Below are 21,486 nucleotides of genomic sequence, written 5' to 3'. Positions count from 1 at the left end.
GTTATAATGGATACTCTATTACTTTTAACGATATTAATTGTCATATGCGCTTTGGTATTTGACTTCATTAACGGATTTCACGATACCGCAAACGCAATCGCCACCTCAGTTTCGACAAAAGCGCTGAAGCCGCGGCACGCAATCGTCATGGCCGCCATCATGAACTTTCTCGGAGCGATGACATTTACCGGTGTGGCGAAAACCATTACAAAGGACATTGTGAATCCTTATACATTAGACAATGGGTCAGTTGTCATTCTTGCGGCTCTACTCGCCGCAATCGCCTGGAACTTGATCACATGGTATTTCGGCATTCCGAGCAGCTCTTCACATGCGATTATCGGAGCGATCGCCGGAGCGGCCATTGCAGCGTCAGGTTTTGCGACGCTTAATTATAAAGGGTTCATTAAAATTATCGAAGCACTTATTTTATCACCGATCATCGCCTTTGTTCTCGGCTTTATCGTATATTCGATCGTGAAGCTGATTTTTAAAGACAGCAATCTGGCGAAAACAAATAAACGCTTCCGCAGAGTGCAGATTTTGACGGCTGCCATTCAGTCCTATACACACGGAACGAACGACGCGCAAAAAGCGATGGGTATCATTACGATGGCGCTTATGACGGCCAATTTACATAAAAGTGATGCCATTCCTTTTTGGGTGCAGCTCTCTTGTGCCCTGGCAATGGGTCTCGGCACATCCATCGGCGGCTGGAAAATCATTAAAACCGTCGGCGGGAAAATTATGAAAATCCGTCCGGTAAACGGCGTATCTGCCGACTTAACCGGCGCAGCCATTATTTTCGGGGCCACGTTTATTCATCTCCCTGTCAGCACGACACACGTCATTTCGTCTTCCATTCTCGGTGTGGGCGCTTCCCACCGCGTAAAAGGCGTAAACTGGGGAACGGCTAAACGGATGCTCATTACATGGGTCATCACCCTGCCGATTGCAGGTACACTCGGCGCCATCGCCTTTTTCATCTTAGATCTGTTTTTCTGATGACATCCGCTTCTTTACAGAAGCGGTTTTTTTTGTGACAGGAAAATGATGTCATGACATAGAATGAACATAGCAGACCATTTTTCAAATTGTGAGGGATGCTCATGCTTTTGTTTTTTCAGATTATGGTGTGGACGATGGCGGCCGCACTCATTTTATATGTGTACGCATCCTGGCGGTATGAGGCAAAGGTAAAAGAAAAAATGTTTGCCATCCGTAAAACGTGGTATTTACTATTTGTACTGGGCTCCATGGTCTATTGGACATATGATCCCGAATCGCTCTTTGCCGCATGGAGACAATATTTGATTGTTGCCGTCTGCTTTGCCCTTATTGATGCGTTTATCTTTTTGAGCGCGTATATCAAAAAGCTCGCCGGCAATGAATTAGAGACGGATACGCGGGAAATTTTAGAAGAAAATAACGAAATGCTTCACTCCTATCTTGAAAAACTGAAAACCTATCAATATCTGTTGAAAAATGAACCGATCCATGTATATTATGGAAGTACAGAAGCTTATGCGGAAGGCATCAGCAGACTGCTGGCCGCTTATGCCGAAAAAATGAATGTCACGGCTTCCTTGTGCGACTATTCCGCACAATCGGATAAGGACCGCTTGACGGAGCATATGCCTGATGCGGCAGACGTTCAGTCCCGTCTTAACCGTAAAGACGTCTACTATGATCAAAAAGGCAGGCTTGTGCTTATTCCGTTTACAGTCCAAAACCGCCATTACGTGATCAAACTCACGTCGGAAAACCTGTTGACGGAATTCGATTATTTGCTTTTCACATCGCTAACGAGCATTTATGATTTAATGCTGCCAATAGAAGAGGAAGGTGACGGTTAAATGGAGCAGGCATTTCAAAACGGGCAGCCGGAACAAAGAGCGAAACCGTTCAAAATGTTTAAAAAACGTTCAATGACAAGTATCGCAAGTTACCAGGTCAGCCCTCATACCGCCAGAATTTTCAAAGAAAACGAGCGGCTGATTGACAAGTATAAACAAAAAAAAGCTTGATTACACTAAGGACAGGAGACACGGCTCTTGTCCTTATTCCTTTTTTCCTTATCTTTCATATAATAAAACTAACAAAGAGATGCGACAGGTGATGATGTGAAGAAAATTGTCAGGCGCGTAAAGTTTGTGGATTACGGACGCTTCGGGCTTTCCGCTTATTCGCTGAGGATGCGGGCGAGGAATCTCGGGCTATTGAACCGGTTAAAAAAGAAAAAAGGCTGAATCCCGCAATGTGAACGGGACTCAGCCTTTTTTGTTAAAGCTGCATCAGAATTTTCGCTTTTACAGCGGGACCGTAGACGCCGTCAGACGTCAGTCCGTTTACAGATTGGAAGCGGGCCACGGCATCTGCGGTTTTCGGACCGTAGATACCGTCAATGCCGTTATTGACAGCTCCTTTTTCAGGATAGAAATAAAGCGCGGCGAGCGCGTTTTGCACCTGGTATACCTTTTCACCGGACGTGTACGGCTCTGTCAGCTGAATCACCTCGTCCGGAAGAGAATACAGTGCTTCAACCGGCGGGCTGACGATCAGTACTTGTCCGACTTTAATCAGGTTCGGGTCAGCGATGTTATTCCATTTCTGCAGATCGGCCACGCTGACGCCGAATTTCCGCGCGATCGCTGACAGCGTATCTCCTTTTTGGACGGTATACGTCTGTCTTTCCCCAGAACCGATTCCCGCTTTAAACTCATCCCATGTATCCAACAGTCTTCTCGGACAAAGCTTTCCTGACCAATGCTTGTGCGCAACGACATTTGCAAGCGGGATGCCGTGCGACGTCATTAATGTGCGGATGAGCCATTGGGCGTTTGCCACGGCCTGTGAAAAGTTGCCGTCTGCGTTTTCACAAATTTCAATACCGATGGATTTACGGTTGCCGTCCCCGTTTCCGTCACCGGCATGCCAGCCGTTTTCGTTCAGCGGAAGATGCTGATAAATTTCCGTATCATCGACTGTGAAATGCCAGCTTGTCGGTGTATCGGGATTTTTCACATAGCTTGCGTGACTTTTGGCGTTAGCTCCGACTGCGGTATTGGCTGTATTGTGCACCGTAATGTAAATCGGTGTCATTGCATAGCCTGGGCGGTTATTGTTTCCTGCCGGGATAAAATCCTGTGTGATTTTTACCATATTCTCATCTCTCCTATTTCGATAAATTGTTTATTTTTAATAAAGCCTGCTGTTTTTTCCCTTTTGCTGTAACGTAATTGTTTTTAAACCAGGCGGCGGCAGTCGTTATGATTGTAAAAACGGCCGACCCGGCGGCATACAGCGTATCTGCAAGCTGGCTGACCTGGTCCTCCTGAATATTCAGCGGCGATTTGCCGAACATCAGCAAAGTTTGATTCAATAAAGCAAGCAAAAGAAGCACCGTCCTGACGACCGTGCCTTTGTCCGCGAATTTCATATCGGTTTCCCCCCTACTTTTGCAGCAGATTGTACATGATGGCGATGGCTCCGCCAATGACGCCCGTGCAGATTGCTGTCACGATCGCTCCTGTAATGGTCCGCTTAATCCATGTTGTGTTTTCGTCAATTTTGTTCAGTTTTTCATTCAGCGTCATGATTTGCTGATCCTGCCGGTCGGATACCCGCTCTAATGCGGCCACCCGCTGTTCAAGCACCTTTTGTTCACCTTTGATGCCTGCGAATTCTTTTTGCACCGCTTGTTCATCCAGAAGCACTTCCGCTCCCCCCTCTTACATTGTTCTCACCTCCCTTCGGAAGTTTCATTCTTAAGAAAATGCCGTGCCTTTGACAGAAAGGCTCCCGCCGGAAATGCTCTTGATTTCCATGACGATTTCCTTAAAGCCGGCAATATCAAATAACCACACTTCTTCTGTGCCTGATGTACCGGCGGCTGATGTTCCGTCTTCAGACCTGATTCCTCTGATCGGCACATTTTTTCCCGAGATGGATCTCCCCCAAAACGCGACATGGCCCGACTCAGCCGTGCCGGTGATTTCGACGAGAAGTTTTTTCCAAGCGCCCGCTGAGAAGATGCTTCCCTCGCCCGCCTCTGCTGCATTTTCATGAAAAATCACGTCTGTATATGAAAACGCCATATCACCGCCCGTACCGACAGATTGGTATAAAACAAATTCGGACTGCTTTTGATTTCCATTTTCAAAACGGAACCGGTAATATCTTTTTGTCAGACTGACCCACCCCGAAGCGGTCAGCACTCCGCCTTTGACTGCGACAGAATGTGAAGCCGTCCACGAATTGTTATCCACGCTCTCTTCGATAAAAAGAGTTCCGCTGCGGTCCGAATAAGCCCACCCCTGTGCTCTGTCTATTAAGACGGCTCCTAAACGGTCTTGTCCGAATTGGCTGTATACTTCAATCGCTTCTAGCGGCGTATTGGTAAGAAGCTCTGTCATTCCGGACAAATCAGCAACCGGTGTGACATAATCGTTTTTGTTACCGCGATAAGCTTTTACTGCGCCGGGTCTGCCAAGTTGATCGGCGGGAAATTCAAATGAATGCTTTTTCATCGGCCGTCCTCCTTTTCTGATTTATTAAAAATGACAAATAAAAAAAGCCGTTCGGCTTATGACACAGCATTTTTATAGTTTTCGTATGTTTCACCCGTTATTTCTTGAAATTCCTCAGGCGTGATATACTTCGCGGCCACACCTTCCGCCAGATCTTCGGCAGAGCAGTCATCATAGCCCATAGCCTGTTTTACCATTTCTATTGAGGCCCACTTATAAAACAAAGCGTAAACCCAAAAGTTAAGTCTCTTCATTTTTTCATTCTCCTTTTACGTTTAATAATTCTAATTTTAAAGATACTAATTGTTCACCTAAAGCTTTATTCAGCATCTCTGTTTTCTCCCTTGCCACCACTTCGGCAGACAATTGTACACCTAAAGCATTTTGAGCTTGTTCTGCTTGTTTTCTCACAAGTTTTTCATCTGCCAGTTGCTGTCCGATTTCTTTCAACTGTTCCACGATGGGATCCGGCTCCACCACATCCTGATACTTGTTTTTTTGATTTTCCTTATATTCTTTATCAGCAGATTCGTTCCAAATTTTATTTACTTCATCAAACTGCGGTCTCCATAAGCCGTCCGGAGGTTTTATGGTTGTTGAGTTTTGCGGCATTGAACTTGATGTACTGTTTAAGATTTCAGGCCTTTGAAAATAAAAATTCTCATCATACAAAAAGACTTGCATATTCATCCCCCATTACAAAGTGAAATTATTATCTATTGAAATCCCTGTAATATTCCCCTCTATTTTGGCGTATTTTCCGTTAATTCTCAGTTCTCCCGTTGGTTCGGCATAATATTTTGTTATCCCGGTTGTTCCAAAGAGTGGGGCAGCCATTGATTTCTGTGTTGAAGGGTGAGCTTCAGAAGGAAGTACAGCGAAAATGCTGTCGAAATCTGGAGGAACCACTTCACCACGAGTGAATACCTGGTTGCCCCACACTGCATACTGAGGATTTCTTGCGCCAGCCTTATGCCCATTAATTAGTGTTAAATCATACCAGGTCATTTTATTAAATTCTTCTTCAGTAAATAGACGTTTCCACCCCTTAAAAACACCGTCTGTATGAACAGTCGCAATCCATACATTATTATCGTAACTTCTCCAAGCCAAAATCGACTTTCTACCTGACTCACTCTCAATCACATCATAGTTAAAAAAGGAATTATCATTTTCAACCGGATTGTTTTTCAGCTGAGCACCCATTCCATAATAAAATCCCGAGCTCAGTGCCAGTATGTCTGATCCGCTTTCTAAGCGTGTCCGTTTCCCATCATCCTTTGTCAATTTCGCCAACTGGCCGCCGTTCCATTTGTCTCTTTCGATAGGACTTATATGAATTGATGAATCTATCGCATGTGCATCGACCTTTGACTGCGCTCCAGCTATGGATTCAATTGGATACCAATTGATTGCTGTTTGATTAGAGTTATAGTAAAACCACCATGCGTTACCCTTTACGTCTACAGCATAACCATTACCTATTCCCGGCTGCCCCACTAACTGTATACCGCGCAGACTCGTATTTGACGGGTTGTCTGTTACTGCATTGGTTCCGTAAAATGTTACAGAACCAACGTCTTTTAACGAGTCATAAAACGAGCCGGAAGTTAAATTGATTTTTTGGGTGCCATTATCGGCGGTGATTTTAAACAGCTGGCCTGCGTTCCATGTATCCTTCTCAGCTTTCGTTACATGGATATCAGTCTGCTTTGTGTGGGCATCGACTTTTTTTTGGGCGCCTTCCGAAGTTTCTAACTGAACCCAATCAGTCCAGCCGGAAGCTTTAAGGGTTTTTCTCCATGTGCCGCCTTCATAATCCATCGCCAGAGCCTCACCATAAGACTTGAATCCGATATATAAACCTCTGGTGGATAGCGGGGGAGTATGAACTCCCGTGTTATTTGTGTAAAAGAAAAAAGATTGATTAAGCTGATCTACAATTTGATGAAAATCCAAGCCATCTTGTATACTTATTAAATATTTCCCTGAATCATCCGTCAGCTTTGTTAATTGCCCGTTATTCCACTTCTGGCGCTCTTCCTTCGTCACATGCCGGTCCAGATCTTGATTGTGCCGGTCGAAATCTTTTTTTGCTGCCTGCTGAACGTTGTCCACGTTTCCGAGGCCGATTTGGGCCTTTGTCGTTTTGTGCGGGTTGTTCATGTCGTTTTTATGGGCCGCCAGATCCGTGTGGGCGTCTTTTATGCCTTTTTCCCAGCGGTTGACGTCATCTTCGTTAATCGGATCGTCCGGAAGCCAGTCTGTTTTTTCTTCGTAAGCCATCGTTACACCACCTCAAAGGTAAATCTTAAATCAAGCGTTCTGTTATTGCTGAGATCTAAATTTGTTTTTCGTTCTGTGATGACGCTTCCTGTTTCGTCAAGCATCTGCACGGTTTCAATGTGTTTGACGTCTTCTTCCCTGCGTGTGAGAACGGTGACTGCGGCATCTTTTACGGAAATATCCGCAATCGGAGTTTCTTTGCCGTTTAACAGCACTTTTGTGATCCTGTTTTTCAGATCGGCTGCGGCACGCTGTCTGTAAGCGGCTGATATCATGGTAAGACCACCTCGTTATTGTTGAGTGTGACGGAATAACCGACCTTCAGTTCACTGACTTTTCGGTATCTCCGATTGTTGAGAATGACCCGGTCTTTGATTTCCAGTGTTTCGTTTAATGCGGCTCTCAGTGTATACGCCAAATGAGCGGGTTTGATTTTTTCAAGCGTTTCAATCAGCTCGTTCATGTGCTGCAGGTCATCAAGCCCGATATCGGCATAAAAACGATACTGCCCCGGAAACATCCGAACGTAAGCTGACGGATGTTTTAAAAAACGGTTTAGCGCCTGCTCGATCGCTTGATGTGTGATGGGCGGAATATTCGACATCTTCGAAATCAGCCTGAGCCGTCTCATATCCTCCGTGTCACCTGATTCCCGCGGTATTTTTAATATTTTTTCCCAGCGGTCAAGCCCCCACGTCGCCGTCGTGATAAAGAGCTGATCTGTCAAATCGAAAATATCGTTATTCTGCCGCTCAAACTCAGGAGCTTCCGCCTCAAGCAGCTGTGCCATCTCTTTTAATCGGGTTAAAAACGGCGGGAGGTACGCCGTCATCTCATCGAGTCTGCTCAAGGATTGTCACCTCTTTGAGTTTAGGAATTTCCACGTCACTGAGCACGAGGTTTTCCGCCGCACCGTTCATTTTGATATCGGCGTAGTCACTGACGGATGCCGAGTTATAAACGATGTTGTTAATTTGTGATAAACGGACGGTGTTTTCTTCGAAGGCCATTTTCTTAAATAAATTCAGGACGCCTTTTTCAATCTCCGCTTTTACGTCATCGATCGAGCTGTTCAGCTCAGGCAGCACGGAAGCTGAGATTTCGATTTCCTTCCATACGGCGCTTTCCACCGTTACTGCCGCTCCGATCGGCGCCTGTCCTTCTCCCTGCCCTTCGTCCGGATCAATATAATCCTTTACTTTCTTGATCAGAATATCTGATGCCGGTTCCAAATTCGCATTTGTGATGACAACCTTCACCGTTCCGGCTCCGTTCCAAAGCGGGAAGATTTTCGCCCTGCCGACGCCGTCAACCTCTTCGGCCCATTGTTTATAATGCTGTTTATTTGCGCTGACTGCTTCCCGGCGGACACGGGTAAAATAGCGCGCCCTTAAGCTGTTGTCATCTTCTTCCTCACGGCCGGGAATTAATATATCGCGCATGACTGCTTTCTCAAGCCCGGGTATCGTATCAAGCGGCAGCAGGTTCTGCCCTGAAATGCCGGCATTGCCCGCTTCACCGGCTGTTTCACATTCAAGCGTTCCATCCCCCGTATATTGAAAATACAGGTTATCAACGAAGAAACGGGAGCCTGGCGGAATGGTGATGCCCGCTGTGAATTCTCCGGCTCTGACCGCTTTTGTGGCAGGTGTTCGTTCAATTCCCGCTTCAGCAGCACGCCTGTCCAGAAATTCTCCCTGAGCCGTATCGGAAAACACGAGTTCCAGCACGGTATCAAGCCAAATATAAGACTTTGCGAGCTCAGCGGCCGCAGGCGCGAGCGCATTGTAAATGACGCTGCCTTCTCTCGTATCAATATCCGCCGTAACGCGCGCCAGCATTCTGTCCATAATGTCGTCAAACGTCTGAGCTTCAAACATCCTCACCCAGCACCTCCTCTATCTCAAGCATGCCCTCATCAGTTTCAACGGTAAAAGAGACGGTGAAGGCATCATCTTTTTTCTCAATCTCAAAATTGGTAACGGCCAAAATACGGTCATCATACAGCAAGGCTTCTTCTATCAGTCTTGGAATCTCCATTTTTTTATAAGCATCCGTCGTGTTCTGATCTGAAAGCACTTCCTGCAGTTCATTTCCGATATCATGGCTGAAAACCGAATATGAATACCGTTCTGTGTGAAGAGCGATATAGACGAATTGTCTGATTGCGTCCAGTCCGTTTATCAGTTCATTGGTAATCCGATTGTTTTCAAAATCAATTCGGTAGGTTTGTGAAGTCTCAACGGCCTCACTCGCATCCTCCAAATCTTCAAATTCGATTTCCGGTGTCAGGGCCATTGCACCCGCTCCTTTTAGATTTGATCATGTAAAAAAGCCCTCTTCGGATGATGAAGCGGCTTTAATAGGCTGATATTCTCGTACATTTCCGTCCGGATGCCGGTTAAATTTTGTCCAGTACAAAGAAAGACTGTCCTCCTGTTAAAGCGGCGGTCATCACCCGATCTCCCGCTTGGAGCTGATCATCTTCTCCGGATCTCAGCCGCTTCGGCAAAATGAGTGCATCAGACGGAATCAAAAGTTTGTCGTGATCTTTCAGTTTCAGCTCGAGCGGCGAAATGGAGGTCACTTCGGCCGGCATCAGCTCCACCGGCGCTTCGGCGTCAACCGCTCCGACGGCTAAATGTTTAATGGCATCACTTAATCTCATCAGGATGTCCCCTCCGGAAGTGAATTTTTCTCCGTGACGTCAATCGTCATGGTATGTTTTGTTCCTTGGAATTCATGGCGGTCCGTATCTACATAATAGGTTTTCTTCAGCCCGATTTCCGGAATTGAGATATAGACCGGCAATCCGCTTTCCAACCCAGGAATACCGATCGCCTGTATATTTTTCAGCTCTTTCTTTACGCCTTTTTTCTCAGCCTGCTTCACTTTTGCGCGCTGTTTCAGCTGGGCTTCATTAATGTCGTCAGAAACCGTTTCGGTATACTGCAAAACGCCGAATGTTTTCATGCCCGCGCTGTCTGACGCGGAAGCCTTCACGGTTTTATTGTCTTTTTGCAGCCGCATGACGACACGGGTTGCGGTGTCATCAATTGAGGTGCTGTATTGATACCCTGTGATATTAACTCCTGTTTCCAGCACCCATATGTCAGACGGCTCCGGCCATTCACGCAAGCCGAGCCTGCCTTTTTCTGAATAGAGCTGATAATTGCGCCCCGTCTGGCTTTTTGTCTGCTTTAAAGCTTTTAGCATCATATCGTAAAGGCTTGTATCATTTTTAAAAACGAGTGATTTAATGGTATGGCCTGTGTTGGCAATGGATGTGACGGGAATTTGAAAATCGCTGGCGATCCTTTTTAATATTTGATCGGCGCGCTTGTTGGAAAACACGTAAACGTCCTGGTTTTTCACAAGGTATTGAAGCATATCGTATGCGGTGAAGGCGACGGTATGCTCATCGGGCGTTCTTGCAAAAACAACGCCGCGGAACAGCTCTTTTCCGTTCCATTTGAACAAAACCGTGTCCCCTTCTGATACGCCGTAATACGTCTGGCTGCCCTGCTTTACGACAATCTTCGCTTCGATGGAGCGGGGCGCCTGATATCTGTGTCCTTCCAGCGTGACGCTTTCTGTGACAAGCTCGAGCCACTCCGTTTCTTTTATGACAAATAGTTCAATCATCTTTTCACCCGTTTCATTGCGGTATCTTCAGCTTCTGCCCCGGGAAGATCCAATGCCCCGGCTGCCGGATATTCCGTTTGCTGCGCTTAATCATGGCGGTTTTATTCGCGTTCCAGATTTTCCGCCACTCCGTGTGTTTTCCGTAAAACTTGCCGGCGATGTCCCAAAGCGTATCCCCTTTTTTGACGGTATATGTTTTGGGTGAAGCTTTGGACGGGCGCTTCGCTTTCGTTTTTTTCTTTTGTTTGATTTTTCTTGGCGAAGCGGTTTTATATTCTTTCAGTACGATATCAAAATTCCGGTCGCCGATTTCATTGTCACCTTCGCTGTAATTAAAGCTTTCAATGCTGCATGTGACATTGATTTTTGTCCCTGTAATCAAAAACTGAACGGGTTTTTTCGCTTTCATCCATGCTTCAATGACTGAAATGGCTTTTTCCGGCGAAGGGATGCTTTGATATTCGGCAATCGGGCTGTACCGTTTCGGAAAAAAAGAAGAGAACGAAATTTCTTTCGCTCCCGGTTCTTCGATAAACGTCACCTCTCCAAGTCCGGTGACTTTCACGGAATCATTCTGCACGCTGTTTGCGATATCAATCGCTTCAGGGAGAACGGGAAGCCGGAGCTTGTCCTTTCCCTGAGACAGCCAAAATTCGTAAACAGATTTAGTCAAAAGCAACGGCCTCCTTTGCTCCGGTATAAATGTCTTTTTGCAGTTCATCAATCAGCGCCTGTTTGATTTTGGCGGCGAGGCTGTCGGCGTCCTGTCCGTTATGGAAATGCTGATCGCCGCTGAATTCGATTTTAATTTCTTTTGTTCCCGTTTTTTGAACGGTTTGTCCGCCGCCTTTAACGGCTGCGGAAACCGTGCCGGCTGAAAGCGCCGCCGGTTCCGTCTGTGACGGGTCGGACACTTCCATGCCGAGCGCTTGAGCCGCTTTTTGCAGCAGATAACGGCCGCGGATGCCCCGCTCTTCAGGGATGATCCACTCCCGTTTGTTCCCTTCGCCGACACGGGCGATCTGCTCCTTGGTAATCAGACCCCCATTGGCATAACCGACGTAAGGGCCTCCATGAGCCATACTTTTAATCCCGGGGACATTGCTGATCGAGCCGTATCGGCTTTTAATATAGCCGATAGCGGCAGCGGCGTTGTGAATTGGATTTCTGATATCATTCATGCCCGGCGCTTTGTGATCTTCAAAGGTGCTCGGAATCGTCTGCATAAGCCCCTGTGACGGGTGTCCGGCTTTGGCGTTGCTGTCCCATAGATTAATGGAATTAGGGTTGCCGCCTGACTCATGCTGTGCGATCGTCATTAATCCCGGAAGCCAGCTGATCGGCGTATTGGTTGCTTTCATTGCGGCCAAAAGCCACTCTTTGACGCTTCCTCCCGCTGCACCCATGCCGGAAAAGGCTGCTGCAAGCGAGCCTGCCTGTTTTTCGGCGTATTTTTTTACGTCAACTGAGCTGAGCCCTTTGACGACGCCGACTGAAGCAAAGCGTCCGAGACTCATCATGACACGGGAAGGAGAGTGAATATCAAGCTCTTCCCTGAATGCGTCCTCGACTTTTTTGGCCATTTCTTTGGCCGCCTGTTTGACTTCGCTTCCTTTTGCAGTCATCCCTGATACAAAGTGTCCGATCAGGCCTGACCCCCAGCCGTTCGCGGAATCTCTTGATTGCACAAACGGTTTATTGATATGTGTGCTTACGTATTGCGACGTTCCCGTATCTTTTGCATTCTGTCCGGCCGAATATCCTTTCACCGTTGCGGCGCCCCATGATGACGATTGATTAACCGCCGATTGATAAGGTGTTTTCACCTTTGTTTTTAAAAATGAATCGGTGCCCGTCGGCGAAGTATTCTGACCTTTGGCATAGCCCGCAACGACTTGCTTTCCGTAACCGGATGAAGACGAAATGAGGGCATTGAACGGCGTTCCGATGTTTTTTTCCTTCCAGCCGTCCATATCCACCGCTTTTTTGCTGATTCCGCTGTCAAAGCCTTCAGTAAACTGTTTGCCGAGTGATGAAGCCGTCCCGGCAAATCCGGAAGAATCCACAGACGCTGCGGCCGATACAGATGCAGAAGAAGAAACACCGCCCGCTCCCGCCGGCACAGCAGAAGACTGAGCCGAAGCCGCGCCCATATCATCGACAACACGCATGCCGAGCTTAGACGCAGCTTGTGAAAGCAGCATCTTCCCGCGGCCGCGATTGTTGTCGACGGGGATGACAAATTCTTTACCGGCTTCACCGATCCAGGAAATGGTCGGCTTTGTAATGTAGCCGCCCGTGGCGTTTTTGTCCGTTTTTTTCTTTTTATCTCCGCCGCCTGTGACAAAGTTCATTATGCCTGAAATCATTTTGCCGCCGGTTTTATCCCAAATCTTTTTCACCCAGTCGAATGCTGCAGAAAAAGCATCTGATATGGCCGTTCCCACTTTTACAAGAGGTTCTTTTATATGTTTCTCAAACCAGCCGCTTAACCCTTTCCATATATTCTTTACCGTATCTAAAGCAGTCTGGAAAGCATCTGATATTCCTTTACCGACATTTTTCACCATGTCTTTCACCGGATTCCAGACAGTATCCATGAACCAGCCGGAAACCGTACTGAAAACGGATTTAATTTTATCCCAAGCTCCTGTGATTTTACTCCAAATGGACGTCGCCACTCCGACGACAGCCGATTTTACGGGGGTCCACACGGTGCTCATAAACCAGCCGGATACTGTGCTGAAGACACCTTGAATCGTCGTCCACGCATTCACGATATTTGACCAGATGCTGGTTGCCACTCCGACGACAGCCGATGAAACCGGCGTCCATACATTTTCCATGAACCAGGATGACACCGTGCTGAAAATCCCTTGAATCGTCGTCCACGCATTCACGATATTTGACCAGATGCTTGTCGCCACTCCGACGACAGCTGATGAAACCGGCGTCCATACATTTTCCATGAACCAGGATGAAACGCTTCCCCAAGTATCTTGTATTGTTGTCCAAGCACTTTGCGCCGCTTTGGAAATATCATTCCACGTGTCCTTCAAAGCCCCTGAATCAAAGGCCTCTCCCAAGCTGGAACCGCCTAAACTGCCGGCGATGCCGCCTACCGCGCCGCCGATTAATGTGCCCACTCCGGGAACAACGCTGCCTATTGCCGCTCCGGCCGCAGCTCCGGCAAGACCGCCGCCTGCTGAGCCGACCTTCTCTCCTGCATTATCTTTATTGATGCCGGCTAAATCAGTAAGTGATAACAATTCACCTATGCCGGGAATTCCTTTAGCGGCACCTTTTAACCCTTTCAAACCGCCTTTTAGCGCCTTTGAATCTCCCAGGCCTTTCAAAAGCGCGCCGATGCCTTTACCTGCCCCTTTTGTTTTCGGCGTGTTTACGGATGCCTGTTTGCTTTCCTTTACGGAGGAACCTCTTTTTGAGGATTTATTTCGCCCTTCGACTTTACTGCTTTTGCCCCTCGTCACTCCGGTACAGCAGCAGCAGCCCCCCAAAGCCCCGCCGGTTTTTTTGGCTGACTTTCCTGAAGATTTTGGCGCTGTTACCGTGCGCTGTGAACCCTTTGTCAGATCAGGACGCTTCGGGCCGTTGGAGCCGCCGGCAGTAAGGCCGCCCTTACTCTTTTCTTTTTTCGTGCCGCCTCCTAATAATCCGCCAATATTGAGTTTGCCTAATTTTTCAGCGATTCCTGAAAATATTTTTTCTATTAATTCCCCGGCTTTTTCGATGATTTTGTCCGGGCTGAATTTCTCAAATTTCTTGGCAATCTTGCTGACAATTTTATCAACAAATGCCTCGGCTTTTTCGATGATCGCATCAGGACTGAATTTGCCGAACTTTTTATCAATGCCTCCAAACAGTGAGGATGTAAACTGCTCCACTTTTTCCAAAATCTTATCCGGATTGAGAAAATCGAATTTCTCAGAAATTCGGTCAATCGTGTCATTTACAAATTGTTCGGCGCGGTCGATTAGCTTATCAGGACTGAATTTACCGACAACGTCGTCGACTTTCTTCATAAACGAATCAGTAAAATGATCCAGCTCTTTCAATATGGTCTCCGGACTGAATTTGCTGACAACGTCATCTATCTTTTTCATAAATGAATCAGTGAATTTATCCAGTTCTTTCAATATGGCTTCCGGACTGAATTTACTCACGACCCCGTCTACCTTTTTCATAAACGAATCAGCGAATTTGTCCAGCTCTGCTAAAATTGTCTCAGGGCTGAATTTACTTGCGATCTCATCTACTTTTCCCATGAATGAGGTCGTGAACTTGTCCAGCTCTGCTAAGATTGTTGCCGGACTGAATTTGCTTGCGATTTCGTCTACTTTTCCCATGAATGAGGTCGTGAACTTGTCCAGCTCTGCTAAAATCGTCTCAGGGCTGAATTTGCTCGCGATTTCGTCTACTTTTCCCATGAATGAGGTCGTGAACTTGTCCAGCTCTGCTAAAATCGTCTCAGGGCTGAATTTGCTCGCGATTTCGTCTACTTTTCCCATGAATGACGTTGTGAACTTGTCCAGTTCGGCTAATATCGTCTCCGGGCTGAATTTGCTTGCGATTTCGTCCACTTTTCCCATGAATGAGGTCGTGAACTTGTCCAGTTCGGTTAATATCGTCTCAGGACTGAATTTGCTTGCGATTTCGTCTACTTTTCCCATGAATGAGGTCGTGAACTTGTCCAGCTCTGCTAAAATCGTCTCAGGGCTGAATTTGCTCGCGATTTCGTCTACTTTTCCCATGAATGACGTTGTGAACTTGTCCAGTTCGGTTAAAATCGTTGCAGGGCTGAACTTACTCGCGATTTCGTCCGCTTTCTTCATAAAGCTTGCAGCGAATTTATCCAGTTCCGCTATGATTGTTTCCGGATAAAATTTGGATGCGATGTCATTGACTTTTTTCATGAAGGTGTCTGCAATGGAGTCAAGCATTGAAAAATCGTTTTTCGGCGAAGCAGGAGCAGCAGATGCAGAAGCTTTTCCGACGTCCGGCATATTCTTTTGCATTGCAGCCAGCTGTGCTGTCACCTTTTCGTTTAACGATAATTGAATGACATTGTTTTTTCCCGTCAGCGAATCAATGCCCGCTGAAATTCGGCCGACTGTTGTCATGACGTGATCTATGACGCGTATAGTGACAGAGTACCCGTTCTTTAACGCAGATTGCATGTAGCGTTTGATGCGTTCCATGGCAGGGGTCACTTCGTCTGACGCATAAAGTGAAACGGTAAATCCTTTAAAACCGGCAGCCAGATCCCGCAATCTCTCAAATGCCGCTGTCGCGCTGTCTTTTGCTCCTATTTTAATGGTTAAAGACGCAGGCAGACCCGCTAATTGGGCTTGCACCTTTTGAATGACGGCACTGGCTCCGTCTTCAGCTGAAATAGAGATCATTTGTGCGCCCAGCTTTCTTTTCATAGAGCGCTGAATGCGGTCAATTGTTCTTAAAACAGATTTACTCTCTTTGCGTATATCAATTTCACTTTGGCGTTTTGTCATTTTCCTGTATTTCTCAAGCGCTCTGAAGCCATTTTGGATTTTCCTTATTTTCTTTGAAACCCGATCTTCCAATTCAAAACGGGCGGTCAGCTTTGCCATGATGTCGCTCCCCCTTTCTTCGCTTGTTTTTCAAGAATGTCCAGCTTGTAACCGATTAAACCGTACAACAGCGCCTTAAAATGTCTCGGTGCTTCATATAACTCTTTCAGTTCTGATGGAGAATAATGAAGCTCATGCATCGCGTAATAGAGATACACGGCTTCCTTATTCCCATCTTTTATCAGTTTTTTGCTTCTTGCTCCAGATCTTCTAATTCATCTTCAAAACCGTTGATCTCAATCGCTTTATTCAGCCAATTTGCATACTCACCGCCGACTGAAAGAACGCGTTTTGCCACCTCGACCGGATCTGCCGTTTTGTAAGCGTCGCGGAGCTCCTTAGAACGGAAATCAGGGTAAATCGTAGATTCAACCGCGATCCGCGCATAAAAGCGCTGGCTGTCTAAGTCTTTTACGCGGCCTCTGCCCTTCACATTTTTATATGTCGTGCTTTCCTTCTCCAGTTCGTCAATGCGCTCAGTCGTAATGGCTTTAAAAATAAAAGGCACGATGTTTCCTTTTTTATCGACAAAGCGCTTTGAAAGCGGAACCCGAATCTCCTCAGCCTCGACTGTTTTACCCGGCATAAAGAATGACAGATCATATACTTGCTCGTTTTTTTCGCTCATGATGAAAACTCCCTTACTTTTTTTTTTATAAAAAACAGGCCTGTAAAAAGGCCTGTTTCACTCATACCGATCTTAATTAAAACGTTTCAGAAAGCTTTTCCGGCACATCGAAATCTTCAAAGGTAAACGGCACTTCTTCTTCGAGTGCTTCTGAGTCTACGTCCAGTCCGGCGATTTTTGCAGAATCAAAGTTGACGTCATACAGAGTGACGCGTTCTGTTCCGCGGCCCGATGATTTGTCATCAAGTACGGCTTGCAGCGTAAAATACGGGTCGCTGCCTTTTTTGACGTAATCCATCATAAGGACGGCGAATTTGGATGTGACCTTATAGAATGTTGCCGTGCCCGTTCCGTTGGCGCCTGTTGTTTTATGTCCCGTCATGCGGCGGCCCATGATGTTTACTTCTGATTTGTTTTTTTCCACGTTTGCTTCAAAGGTTTTAATATGCGCCATCTCTTCTCCGTCGAGAAATAAACGGCCTTCTTTTCCTGAAATCGTGTTTTGCGCTTTTAATGCCATCTTAGTTTACCTCCACGTTAAAGTAGAATTTTTCTGCCGCATCCACAGGCTGTACGGCGAGATCGATTAAAAAGCCGTCGCGGTCTTCATTCAGCCCGATTGTAATGTCTTTGTCTGAATCAAAATTTGCGATGCCGCCCGCATCCTGAAGCGTAGTCAAATATTGAATGATCATCGTTTTGACGAATTGAAGGCCGTCATTTGTCGCAGGAAGATCGCTGCCCGTGCCTTTTTTCGATTTAATTAAGGCTTTCAGTTCACGTGTCAAATCGTTATTCACCGCATCAAGCACACGGACGATTTTGTTTTTCGCGAACTTTTTGTTTTTCTCTGCCGTAAATGTCACCAATGAGTTGATATCTTTTTCAACGCTGACTGACTTATCACGGGCATCATAAGAGAAAAGGAATTCACCTTTAGAAAGACGTTCGATCACTTCATCATGAGTCAGGCGGTGCAGCACATCGACGGCGCCTTCGTATTCAACGAATGTTAAGGATTGATTAAATGCGGCGCTGGCACTTGCGCCTGCCACCCAGGCGGTCGCATCTTCAGCTTTAATCTCGGTTCCGTCTTCCAGCAGCACACCTTCAGTAACATTGATAATGCCTTCATAATCCCCGCTGTAATGGGCGGTCACCCCTTGTACTTTCTGTCCCTGCGCATCGCGAAGGCGTTTAATGAATGCGGCAAATGTCGCTTTCAGCTGATCGTTTTCCGCTACAGGAAGAGCGATGACATCGAAATTCTCCGTTTCAGCCGCAGCTAAAAAATCCGTATAGTCTGAGTTGACCGGTGCTTTATCAGTTCCGCCCGCAAGACGGATGCCTGCCTGCAGGTTTAACGTTTCCCCGGATTCTTCTTCAGTGCCTGTCAGCGGGATGGAAGCCGACAGTTCGCCCGTTCCCGTGAATGTGACATAGCCGTTTGCTTTTAATTCTTCGGCTTTTTTCACCGTTTGTTTGTCAACTTCCGCTTCATCCATGTAAGTGGTCACATCGAAAGCGGTCTGATCAAGGACGTTTTCACTGATGCGGATGATGATGTCATTTCCTTTTGACCCGCCGTACAAAGCGGTTGCTTTAACACCTTGCGAAAGATCGGCGCTCGCTCTGATTCCCTCTGTCAGACGGTACATCAAAACGGTTTTTGCTTTCTTTTTCGCCTCACGAAGCAGAATCAGTGACGGATCTTCAATACTGAGCCCCACTTTTTTATTCAAATCTTCAATGCTTGAAATGGAAACGAATGTTTTCGCTTCCCCCCAGCCGGATGCGACGGGAAGGGCGACAATCCCGCGTTCACCGATCGATACCCGCTCCTGGGCGGTTGTTTTAAAGTTAAAATAGATTCCGGCACGTTCTTTTTCTTTTCCTTGCGTAAATGTTCCGCCGTTCATTATTGCATGACCTCCTTGGTTAAAAATGCTTCAATGTAAGACTTGGCTTGCGCTTTTGTCATTTGTTTTTGCTTCACGCCGAATAAAGCCCCCTGGAGAATCTCAGGTTTTACGCCGAAAAGCTCCTTCGCGTGCTTTGTTAAATCCGCCGTGTCATAAAGAACCGCTCGTTCCGCCGCTGCGGCGTTTTTCTTTTTATGTTGTTTCACTTTTGTTTCACCCCGCTGTTAATGTCCACATCCCGCAGTGCGGGAGATGTTTGTTTCTGATAGTAGTAGCGGCTCGTCCAGCGGATTGTGATCACTGCCTCGCCTTTGTCTCCGACTCTTGTTTCGATACGGCTGATGCGGACGAAATCACCGGTATCCTCCCCTGATTCCGTTAGCAGCGGAATCAGCTGTCTTGATTCTCTCACCGCATCGGCGATCCGGTCGGCTGCATAGAGCGCCTGCACCGAGTCGGCATGGAACAGCTTCACATTCAGACTGTACGTTTTCTTATAAGTGGAGACTGTGTCATTTTCGTCAAAAACAAATGGGGGCGGAATGTATAGTGACGGCACCTGAAATTGTTCAGGCAGTTCATTTTCATATACGGGCACGCCGCACTGCTGATACAAAAAAGCGGCGATTGAACCGGTTTCGCGATTCATCCGATATCTCCCCCCAACGTGTTAAGCCACTGATCGAAACGCTTGTCCAGCGATTCGGCGAAGAGTGTTTCATACAAAAGAAGGGCTTTGTCCCAAAACCCATTCCCGCTGATCCACTGTTTTTTGAGCGCCATTCCCGTTGAAGCTGACGGATCATAGATGAACCGGGAGCCTTGAAAATACCCGGGCACCCATCTGACATTTTCATCTGAGACGGTCCAATGTCCGTCATTTATGAATGAGGCGTACTCTGCATTGGTGCCGATTTCAAGGGTCAGTCCCCCGTTTTCAATGATCCATATATGATCCTGCGCTCCTTTTCGGAAAGAAGACAGCAGGTTTTCTGTATCAATCCCTCCCGAATGAATAAGCTCCTCCCGTACCAAGTCGAGAAAATCCTCTCCTGACTGTTCCAGCCATTCGCCTGCCTGACGGGCAAATTCTCCGGATGATGCCTTTTGCAGCGACCGATTCCATTGTTCAAGGTTTTTTATGCTCATAGTCTGTCATCTCTCACAGCGATAACCTCCCAATGGTGCTGTCTTGCTTTCTTCGGCATTTCCAGAATATACGCCTGTCCTTCCCAAATGATTTTGTCATTGACACGCACAACGGCCTCTTTCGGAAAATGAACGAGAAACCGCTGATATACCTTATGATCAGGATCAAGCTGAATAAGCTGCTGCTGTTTTTCAACAAACAGACACGGCACGTCTTCAGCATCGGGAACTTCCCGATAAGAAAAGACAGGCTGGAGCTTTTCGGCGGGAATCCCGAAGCGTCCGGCCTTCGGAACTGACACCGTCTCATGATAAATATCGCATCTGTCAGTGAGCAGCCGTTCGTAGCTCATAACGGTCTCACCTTTGCGTTTGCAGAAACCGGGGAATAACCCGGCGTGATATATTCACAGAGAAGATGGCGCACCGCCGGTTTTCTGATCCCGCCTTCACCTGCCACCGTATAGGAATAGTCACCTATCTTTTCAGATTGATAGGCGGAAGCGGCTGCTTCATTCTGGTTGATCAGCGCAAAATATTGAGAAAGCTTTAATAACGCAAGCTTAATCTTTTCGGGAAGCGGTGAGTAAATAGGGTCAGTGAACGAATGCCCCGCCATTCTGGCCGCTTCCGCCTCCGCCTCCAGAATGTCCTGTATAAGAAGCGGCTCCGGCCTGTTTTTGACTTGATCATAAACTGAATATGAAACAACGTCAGACGGCTGAATTAACATAACTGCCACCCCCGTCTTATTCTTTAACGTTTACGATTTTGGCGCTTGCATCTTCTTCTTCAAATTTGCTGTCAAGTTTAGCCGTCAGTACGATAATAAATTTGCGGCTGCGAATATCTTTATCTACTTCGATTCGGATATTCCGTGAAAAACCGAGAATGATATTTTTCGGGTGAGTCAAAATGATGTCAGACGCATCGTACTGGAAATCACCTTCTCCGACCGAGTACGGCTGCAGATTGGACACTCCTTTGACCGGAACGCCGAATGCTGAAGACAAACCGCCCTGCACCGCAAGATCCCCCAGATTGGTCTGACGGTCAGCCACACGGTCTTTCCATTCAATCTCCATGCCTTGAGATGTGTAAAATCTGAATTCCTGAGGCAGGCGCAAATATTTTGCCGGAATGGCTTTTAAGCCTTTTTTAAATGTGGCTCTGGACAGCTCTTCCCCGTTTCCGTCAATGACATGAGATACAGTCTGCTTACGGATTCCGTCAAGCTGTGCCAAGTACGGATCAGAAGAAGATGTATCGCCGTTTACGACAAGCTCCTCAATATCGACTGCCGCCCGCTCCGCCAAAATCTGCATGATCGTCTGCTGCAGGCCGTCTTTTTCAATATTGTTTTCAAGCGTGTCATAGGTGATATTAATTTCCGCAATGACTTCTTTCGTATTCAGCTGCACCGTACTTGTTGCCGGGACGGTCAGCTGATCGTCAGTTAAGGCTTTTCCTTCCTCAGCGGCACGCAGAATACGCTGGCCGAAACCGATTTTTTCAAATTTCTGCGAGTCATTTTCCATTTGAATCACACGCGATTCGCTGAAAATGGTCGGCGTGTTCTGCACCATGCGGATAAATGCTGAAGCTTGTGCGGGGTTCATTAAACCGCCGCTTTTTAAAGCGGAAAGTGACATTTCCGCCTTTCTGATGATATCTTGATTTCTCACTCTACAGTTCCTCCT

At 46.8% G+C, this 21,486-nt stretch carries 29 protein-coding genes; 4 read left to right on the top strand and 25 right to left on the bottom strand.

The annotated features are described in order from the left end of the window. Positions 1–6 precede the first annotated feature (6 nt). The 4 genes from J6600_RS06510 to J6600_RS19555 all read left to right on the top strand — a co-directional run bounded on the left by J6600_RS06510 (position 7) and on the right by J6600_RS19555 (position 2,249). On the top strand, positions 7–1,005 hold the full coding sequence (locus J6600_RS06510; RefSeq protein WP_003154805.1) for an inorganic phosphate transporter: 999 nt from the start codon (positions 7–9) through the stop codon (positions 1,003–1,005). A 104-nt stretch (positions 1,006–1,109) separates the two neighbouring features. Next, positions 1,110–1,856 (top strand): type II toxin-antitoxin system SpoIISA family toxin, encoded by a 747-nt coding sequence (locus J6600_RS06505; protein WP_007407256.1) that lies wholly within the window; start codon positions 1,110–1,112, stop codon positions 1,854–1,856. Further along, positions 1,857–2,027 (top strand): type II toxin-antitoxin system SpoIISB family antitoxin, encoded by a 171-nt coding sequence (locus J6600_RS06500; RefSeq protein ID WP_003154807.1) that lies wholly within the window; start codon positions 1,857–1,859, stop codon positions 2,025–2,027. A 96-nt stretch (positions 2,028–2,123) separates the two neighbouring features. Then, positions 2,124–2,249 carry a hypothetical protein gene (locus tag J6600_RS19555; RefSeq protein ID WP_003154809.1) on the top strand — a complete coding sequence of 42 codons (126 nt, stop codon included), beginning with the start codon at positions 2,124–2,126 and terminating at the stop codon, positions 2,247–2,249. 34 nt (positions 2,250–2,283) lie between these two features. Here J6600_RS19555 and J6600_RS06495 read toward each other — a convergent pair whose 3' ends face one another. From J6600_RS06495 to J6600_RS06375, 25 genes are all read right to left on the bottom strand, one after another. After that, complete coding sequence (locus J6600_RS06495) at positions 2,284–3,162, bottom strand: N-acetylmuramoyl-L-alanine amidase (RefSeq protein ID WP_007407257.1); 879 nt, start codon at positions 3,160–3,162, stop codon at positions 2,284–2,286. A 13-nt stretch (positions 3,163–3,175) separates the two neighbouring features. After that, a complete protein-coding gene (locus tag J6600_RS06490; RefSeq protein WP_003154813.1) occupies positions 3,176–3,439 on the bottom strand; it encodes a phage holin in 264 nt (87 codons plus the stop codon). 13 nt (positions 3,440–3,452) lie between these two features. Then, a complete protein-coding gene (locus J6600_RS06485; RefSeq protein WP_003154815.1) occupies positions 3,453–3,716 on the bottom strand; it encodes a hemolysin XhlA family protein in 264 nt (87 codons plus the stop codon). 51 nt (positions 3,717–3,767) lie between these two features. Further along, positions 3,768–4,529: a phage portal protein gene (locus J6600_RS06480; RefSeq protein ID WP_209388146.1), complete on the bottom strand. Its 762-nt coding sequence runs from the start codon at positions 4,527–4,529 to the stop codon at positions 3,768–3,770. A 56-nt stretch (positions 4,530–4,585) separates the two neighbouring features. Beyond that, entirely contained in the window at positions 4,586–4,783 is a 198-nt protein-coding gene (locus J6600_RS06475; RefSeq protein ID WP_007610833.1) for an XkdX family protein, read from the bottom strand. Between the two features lie 4 nt (positions 4,784–4,787). Next, positions 4,788–5,213: an XkdW family protein gene (locus J6600_RS06470; RefSeq protein ID WP_029973065.1), complete on the bottom strand. Its 426-nt coding sequence runs from the start codon at positions 5,211–5,213 to the stop codon at positions 4,788–4,790. Positions 5,214–5,225: 12 nt separating this feature from the next. Next, positions 5,226–6,815, bottom strand: a complete 1,590-nt coding sequence (locus tag J6600_RS06465) for a hypothetical protein (protein WP_209388145.1) — start codon at positions 6,813–6,815, stop codon at positions 5,226–5,228. Positions 6,816–6,817: 2 nt separating this feature from the next. Further along, entirely contained in the window at positions 6,818–7,090 is a 273-nt protein-coding gene (locus J6600_RS06460; RefSeq protein ID WP_003154822.1) for a hypothetical protein, read from the bottom strand. Beyond that, the gene (locus J6600_RS06455; RefSeq protein ID WP_007407262.1) at positions 7,087–7,665 is read right to left on the bottom strand and encodes a YmfQ family protein; all 579 of its coding nucleotides are present in this window, start codon (positions 7,663–7,665) and stop codon (positions 7,087–7,089) included. Before J6600_RS06455 ends, J6600_RS06460 begins: the two co-directional genes overlap by 4 nt. Beyond that, the gene (locus J6600_RS06450) at positions 7,649–8,695 is read right to left on the bottom strand and encodes a baseplate J/gp47 family protein (protein ID WP_021493826.1); all 1,047 of its coding nucleotides are present in this window, start codon (positions 8,693–8,695) and stop codon (positions 7,649–7,651) included. The genes J6600_RS06455 and J6600_RS06450 overlap by 17 nt, the downstream gene beginning before the upstream one ends. Next, positions 8,688–9,113: a DUF2634 domain-containing protein gene (locus tag J6600_RS06445; RefSeq protein ID WP_020955689.1), complete on the bottom strand. Its 426-nt coding sequence runs from the start codon at positions 9,111–9,113 to the stop codon at positions 8,688–8,690. The genes J6600_RS06450 and J6600_RS06445 overlap by 8 nt, the downstream gene beginning before the upstream one ends. A 103-nt stretch (positions 9,114–9,216) precedes the next feature. Beyond that, positions 9,217–9,483, bottom strand: a complete 267-nt coding sequence (locus J6600_RS06440) for a DUF2577 family protein (RefSeq protein ID WP_209388144.1) — start codon at positions 9,481–9,483, stop codon at positions 9,217–9,219. Further along, positions 9,483–10,460 (bottom strand): XkdQ/YqbQ family protein, encoded by a 978-nt coding sequence (locus J6600_RS06435; RefSeq protein WP_209388143.1) that lies wholly within the window; start codon positions 10,458–10,460, stop codon positions 9,483–9,485. The genes J6600_RS06440 and J6600_RS06435 overlap by 1 nt, the downstream gene beginning before the upstream one ends. A 13-nt stretch (positions 10,461–10,473) precedes the next feature. Continuing rightward, a complete protein-coding gene (locus tag J6600_RS06430) occupies positions 10,474–11,133 on the bottom strand; it encodes a LysM peptidoglycan-binding domain-containing protein (RefSeq protein ID WP_209388142.1) in 660 nt (219 codons plus the stop codon). Further along, positions 11,126–16,087, bottom strand: coding sequence for a transglycosylase SLT domain-containing protein (locus J6600_RS06425; protein WP_209388141.1), 4,962 nt, complete (start codon positions 16,085–16,087; stop codon positions 11,126–11,128). Before J6600_RS06425 ends, J6600_RS06430 begins: the two co-directional genes overlap by 8 nt. Beyond that, entirely contained in the window at positions 16,075–16,227 is a 153-nt protein-coding gene (locus J6600_RS06420; RefSeq protein ID WP_015239684.1) for a hypothetical protein, read from the bottom strand. The genes J6600_RS06425 and J6600_RS06420 overlap by 13 nt, the downstream gene beginning before the upstream one ends. A 41-nt stretch (positions 16,228–16,268) precedes the next feature. After that, positions 16,269–16,715 carry a phage tail assembly chaperone gene (locus J6600_RS06415; protein ID WP_003154836.1) on the bottom strand — a complete coding sequence of 149 codons (447 nt, stop codon included), beginning with the start codon at positions 16,713–16,715 and terminating at the stop codon, positions 16,269–16,271. Positions 16,716–16,791: 76 nt separating this feature from the next. Next, entirely contained in the window at positions 16,792–17,235 is a 444-nt protein-coding gene (locus tag J6600_RS06410; RefSeq protein WP_003154837.1) for a phage tail tube protein, read from the bottom strand. Between the two features lies 1 nt (position 17,236). Then, entirely contained in the window at positions 17,237–18,634 is a 1,398-nt protein-coding gene (locus tag J6600_RS06405; protein ID WP_209388140.1) for a phage tail sheath family protein, read from the bottom strand. Further along, positions 18,634–18,843, bottom strand: a complete 210-nt coding sequence (locus J6600_RS06400; RefSeq protein ID WP_007610809.1) for a YqzN/YkzM domain-containing protein — start codon at positions 18,841–18,843, stop codon at positions 18,634–18,636. The genes J6600_RS06405 and J6600_RS06400 overlap by 1 nt, the downstream gene beginning before the upstream one ends. Then, a complete protein-coding gene (locus tag J6600_RS06395) occupies positions 18,840–19,286 on the bottom strand; it encodes a hypothetical protein (RefSeq protein WP_029973074.1) in 447 nt (148 codons plus the stop codon). Before J6600_RS06395 ends, J6600_RS06400 begins: the two co-directional genes overlap by 4 nt. Continuing rightward, positions 19,283–19,786, bottom strand: coding sequence for an HK97 gp10 family phage protein (locus J6600_RS06390; RefSeq protein WP_128496595.1), 504 nt, complete (start codon positions 19,784–19,786; stop codon positions 19,283–19,285). Before J6600_RS06390 ends, J6600_RS06395 begins: the two co-directional genes overlap by 4 nt. After that, positions 19,783–20,139, bottom strand: coding sequence for a DUF3599 family protein (locus J6600_RS06385; protein ID WP_022553487.1), 357 nt, complete (start codon positions 20,137–20,139; stop codon positions 19,783–19,785). Before J6600_RS06385 ends, J6600_RS06390 begins: the two co-directional genes overlap by 4 nt. Further along, positions 20,136–20,519 (bottom strand): protein YqbG, encoded by a 384-nt coding sequence (gene yqbG / locus J6600_RS06380; RefSeq protein WP_015417287.1) that lies wholly within the window; start codon positions 20,517–20,519, stop codon positions 20,136–20,138. The genes J6600_RS06385 and yqbG overlap by 4 nt, the downstream gene beginning before the upstream one ends. Before the next feature lie 16 nt (positions 20,520–20,535). After that, positions 20,536–21,471: a phage major capsid protein gene (locus J6600_RS06375; protein ID WP_053104250.1), complete on the bottom strand. Its 936-nt coding sequence runs from the start codon at positions 21,469–21,471 to the stop codon at positions 20,536–20,538. Between the last annotated feature and the right edge of the window lie 15 nt (positions 21,472–21,486).

Source organism: Bacillus sp. LJBV19 (assembly GCF_017797845.1).
GTDB classification, from domain to species: domain Bacteria; phylum Bacillota; class Bacilli; order Bacillales; family Bacillaceae; genus Bacillus; species Bacillus velezensis.
Note: the sequence above shows the minus strand (reverse complement) of the source record. Positions and strands in the feature narration are given on the sequence as shown.

Coding starts and splice junctions, on each gene's coding strand:
- J6600_RS06510 (WP_003154805.1), top strand. CDS start 7: ATGGATACTCTATTACTTTTAACGATATTAATTGTCATATGCGCTTTG.
- J6600_RS06505 (WP_007407256.1), top strand. CDS start 1,110: ATGCTTTTGTTTTTTCAGATTATGGTGTGGACGATGGCGGCCGCACTC.
- J6600_RS06500 (WP_003154807.1), top strand. CDS start 1,857: ATGGAGCAGGCATTTCAAAACGGGCAGCCGGAACAAAGAGCGAAACCG.
- J6600_RS06495 (WP_007407257.1), bottom strand. CDS start 3,162: ATGGTAAAAATCACACAGGATTTTATCCCGGCAGGAAACAATAACCGC.
- J6600_RS06490 (WP_003154813.1), bottom strand. CDS start 3,439: ATGAAATTCGCGGACAAAGGCACGGTCGTCAGGACGGTGCTTCTTTTG.
- J6600_RS06480 (WP_209388146.1), bottom strand. CDS start 4,529: ATGAAAAAGCATTCATTTGAATTTCCCGCCGATCAACTTGGCAGACCC.
- J6600_RS06475 (WP_007610833.1), bottom strand. CDS start 4,783: ATGAAGAGACTTAACTTTTGGGTTTACGCTTTGTTTTATAAGTGGGCC.
- J6600_RS06470 (WP_029973065.1), bottom strand. CDS start 5,213: ATGCAAGTCTTTTTGTATGATGAGAATTTTTATTTTCAAAGGCCTGAA.
- J6600_RS06465 (WP_209388145.1), bottom strand. CDS start 6,815: ATGGCTTACGAAGAAAAAACAGACTGGCTTCCGGACGATCCGATTAAC.
- J6600_RS06460 (WP_003154822.1), bottom strand. CDS start 7,090: ATGATATCAGCCGCTTACAGACAGCGTGCCGCAGCCGATCTGAAAAAC.
- J6600_RS06450 (WP_021493826.1), bottom strand. CDS start 8,695: ATGTTTGAAGCTCAGACGTTTGACGACATTATGGACAGAATGCTGGCG.
- J6600_RS06445 (WP_020955689.1), bottom strand. CDS start 9,113: ATGGCCCTGACACCGGAAATCGAATTTGAAGATTTGGAGGATGCGAGT.
- J6600_RS06440 (WP_209388144.1), bottom strand. CDS start 9,483: ATGAGATTAAGTGATGCCATTAAACATTTAGCCGTCGGAGCGGTTGAC.
- J6600_RS06435 (WP_209388143.1), bottom strand. CDS start 10,460: ATGATTGAACTATTTGTCATAAAAGAAACGGAGTGGCTCGAGCTTGTC.
- J6600_RS06425 (WP_209388141.1), bottom strand. CDS start 16,087: ATGGCAAAGCTGACCGCCCGTTTTGAATTGGAAGATCGGGTTTCAAAG.
- J6600_RS06420 (WP_015239684.1), bottom strand. CDS start 16,227: ATGCATGAGCTTCATTATTCTCCATCAGAACTGAAAGAGTTATATGAA.
- J6600_RS06415 (WP_003154836.1), bottom strand. CDS start 16,715: ATGAGCGAAAAAAACGAGCAAGTATATGATCTGTCATTCTTTATGCCG.
- J6600_RS06410 (WP_003154837.1), bottom strand. CDS start 17,235: ATGGCATTAAAAGCGCAAAACACGATTTCAGGAAAAGAAGGCCGTTTA.
- J6600_RS06405 (WP_209388140.1), bottom strand. CDS start 18,634: ATGAACGGCGGAACATTTACGCAAGGAAAAGAAAAAGAACGTGCCGGA.
- J6600_RS06395 (WP_029973074.1), bottom strand. CDS start 19,286: ATGAATCGCGAAACCGGTTCAATCGCCGCTTTTTTGTATCAGCAGTGC.
- J6600_RS06390 (WP_128496595.1), bottom strand. CDS start 19,786: ATGAGCATAAAAAACCTTGAACAATGGAATCGGTCGCTGCAAAAGGCA.
- J6600_RS06385 (WP_022553487.1), bottom strand. CDS start 20,139: ATGAGCTACGAACGGCTGCTCACTGACAGATGCGATATTTATCATGAG.
- yqbG (WP_015417287.1), bottom strand. CDS start 20,519: ATGTTAATTCAGCCGTCTGACGTTGTTTCATATTCAGTTTATGATCAA.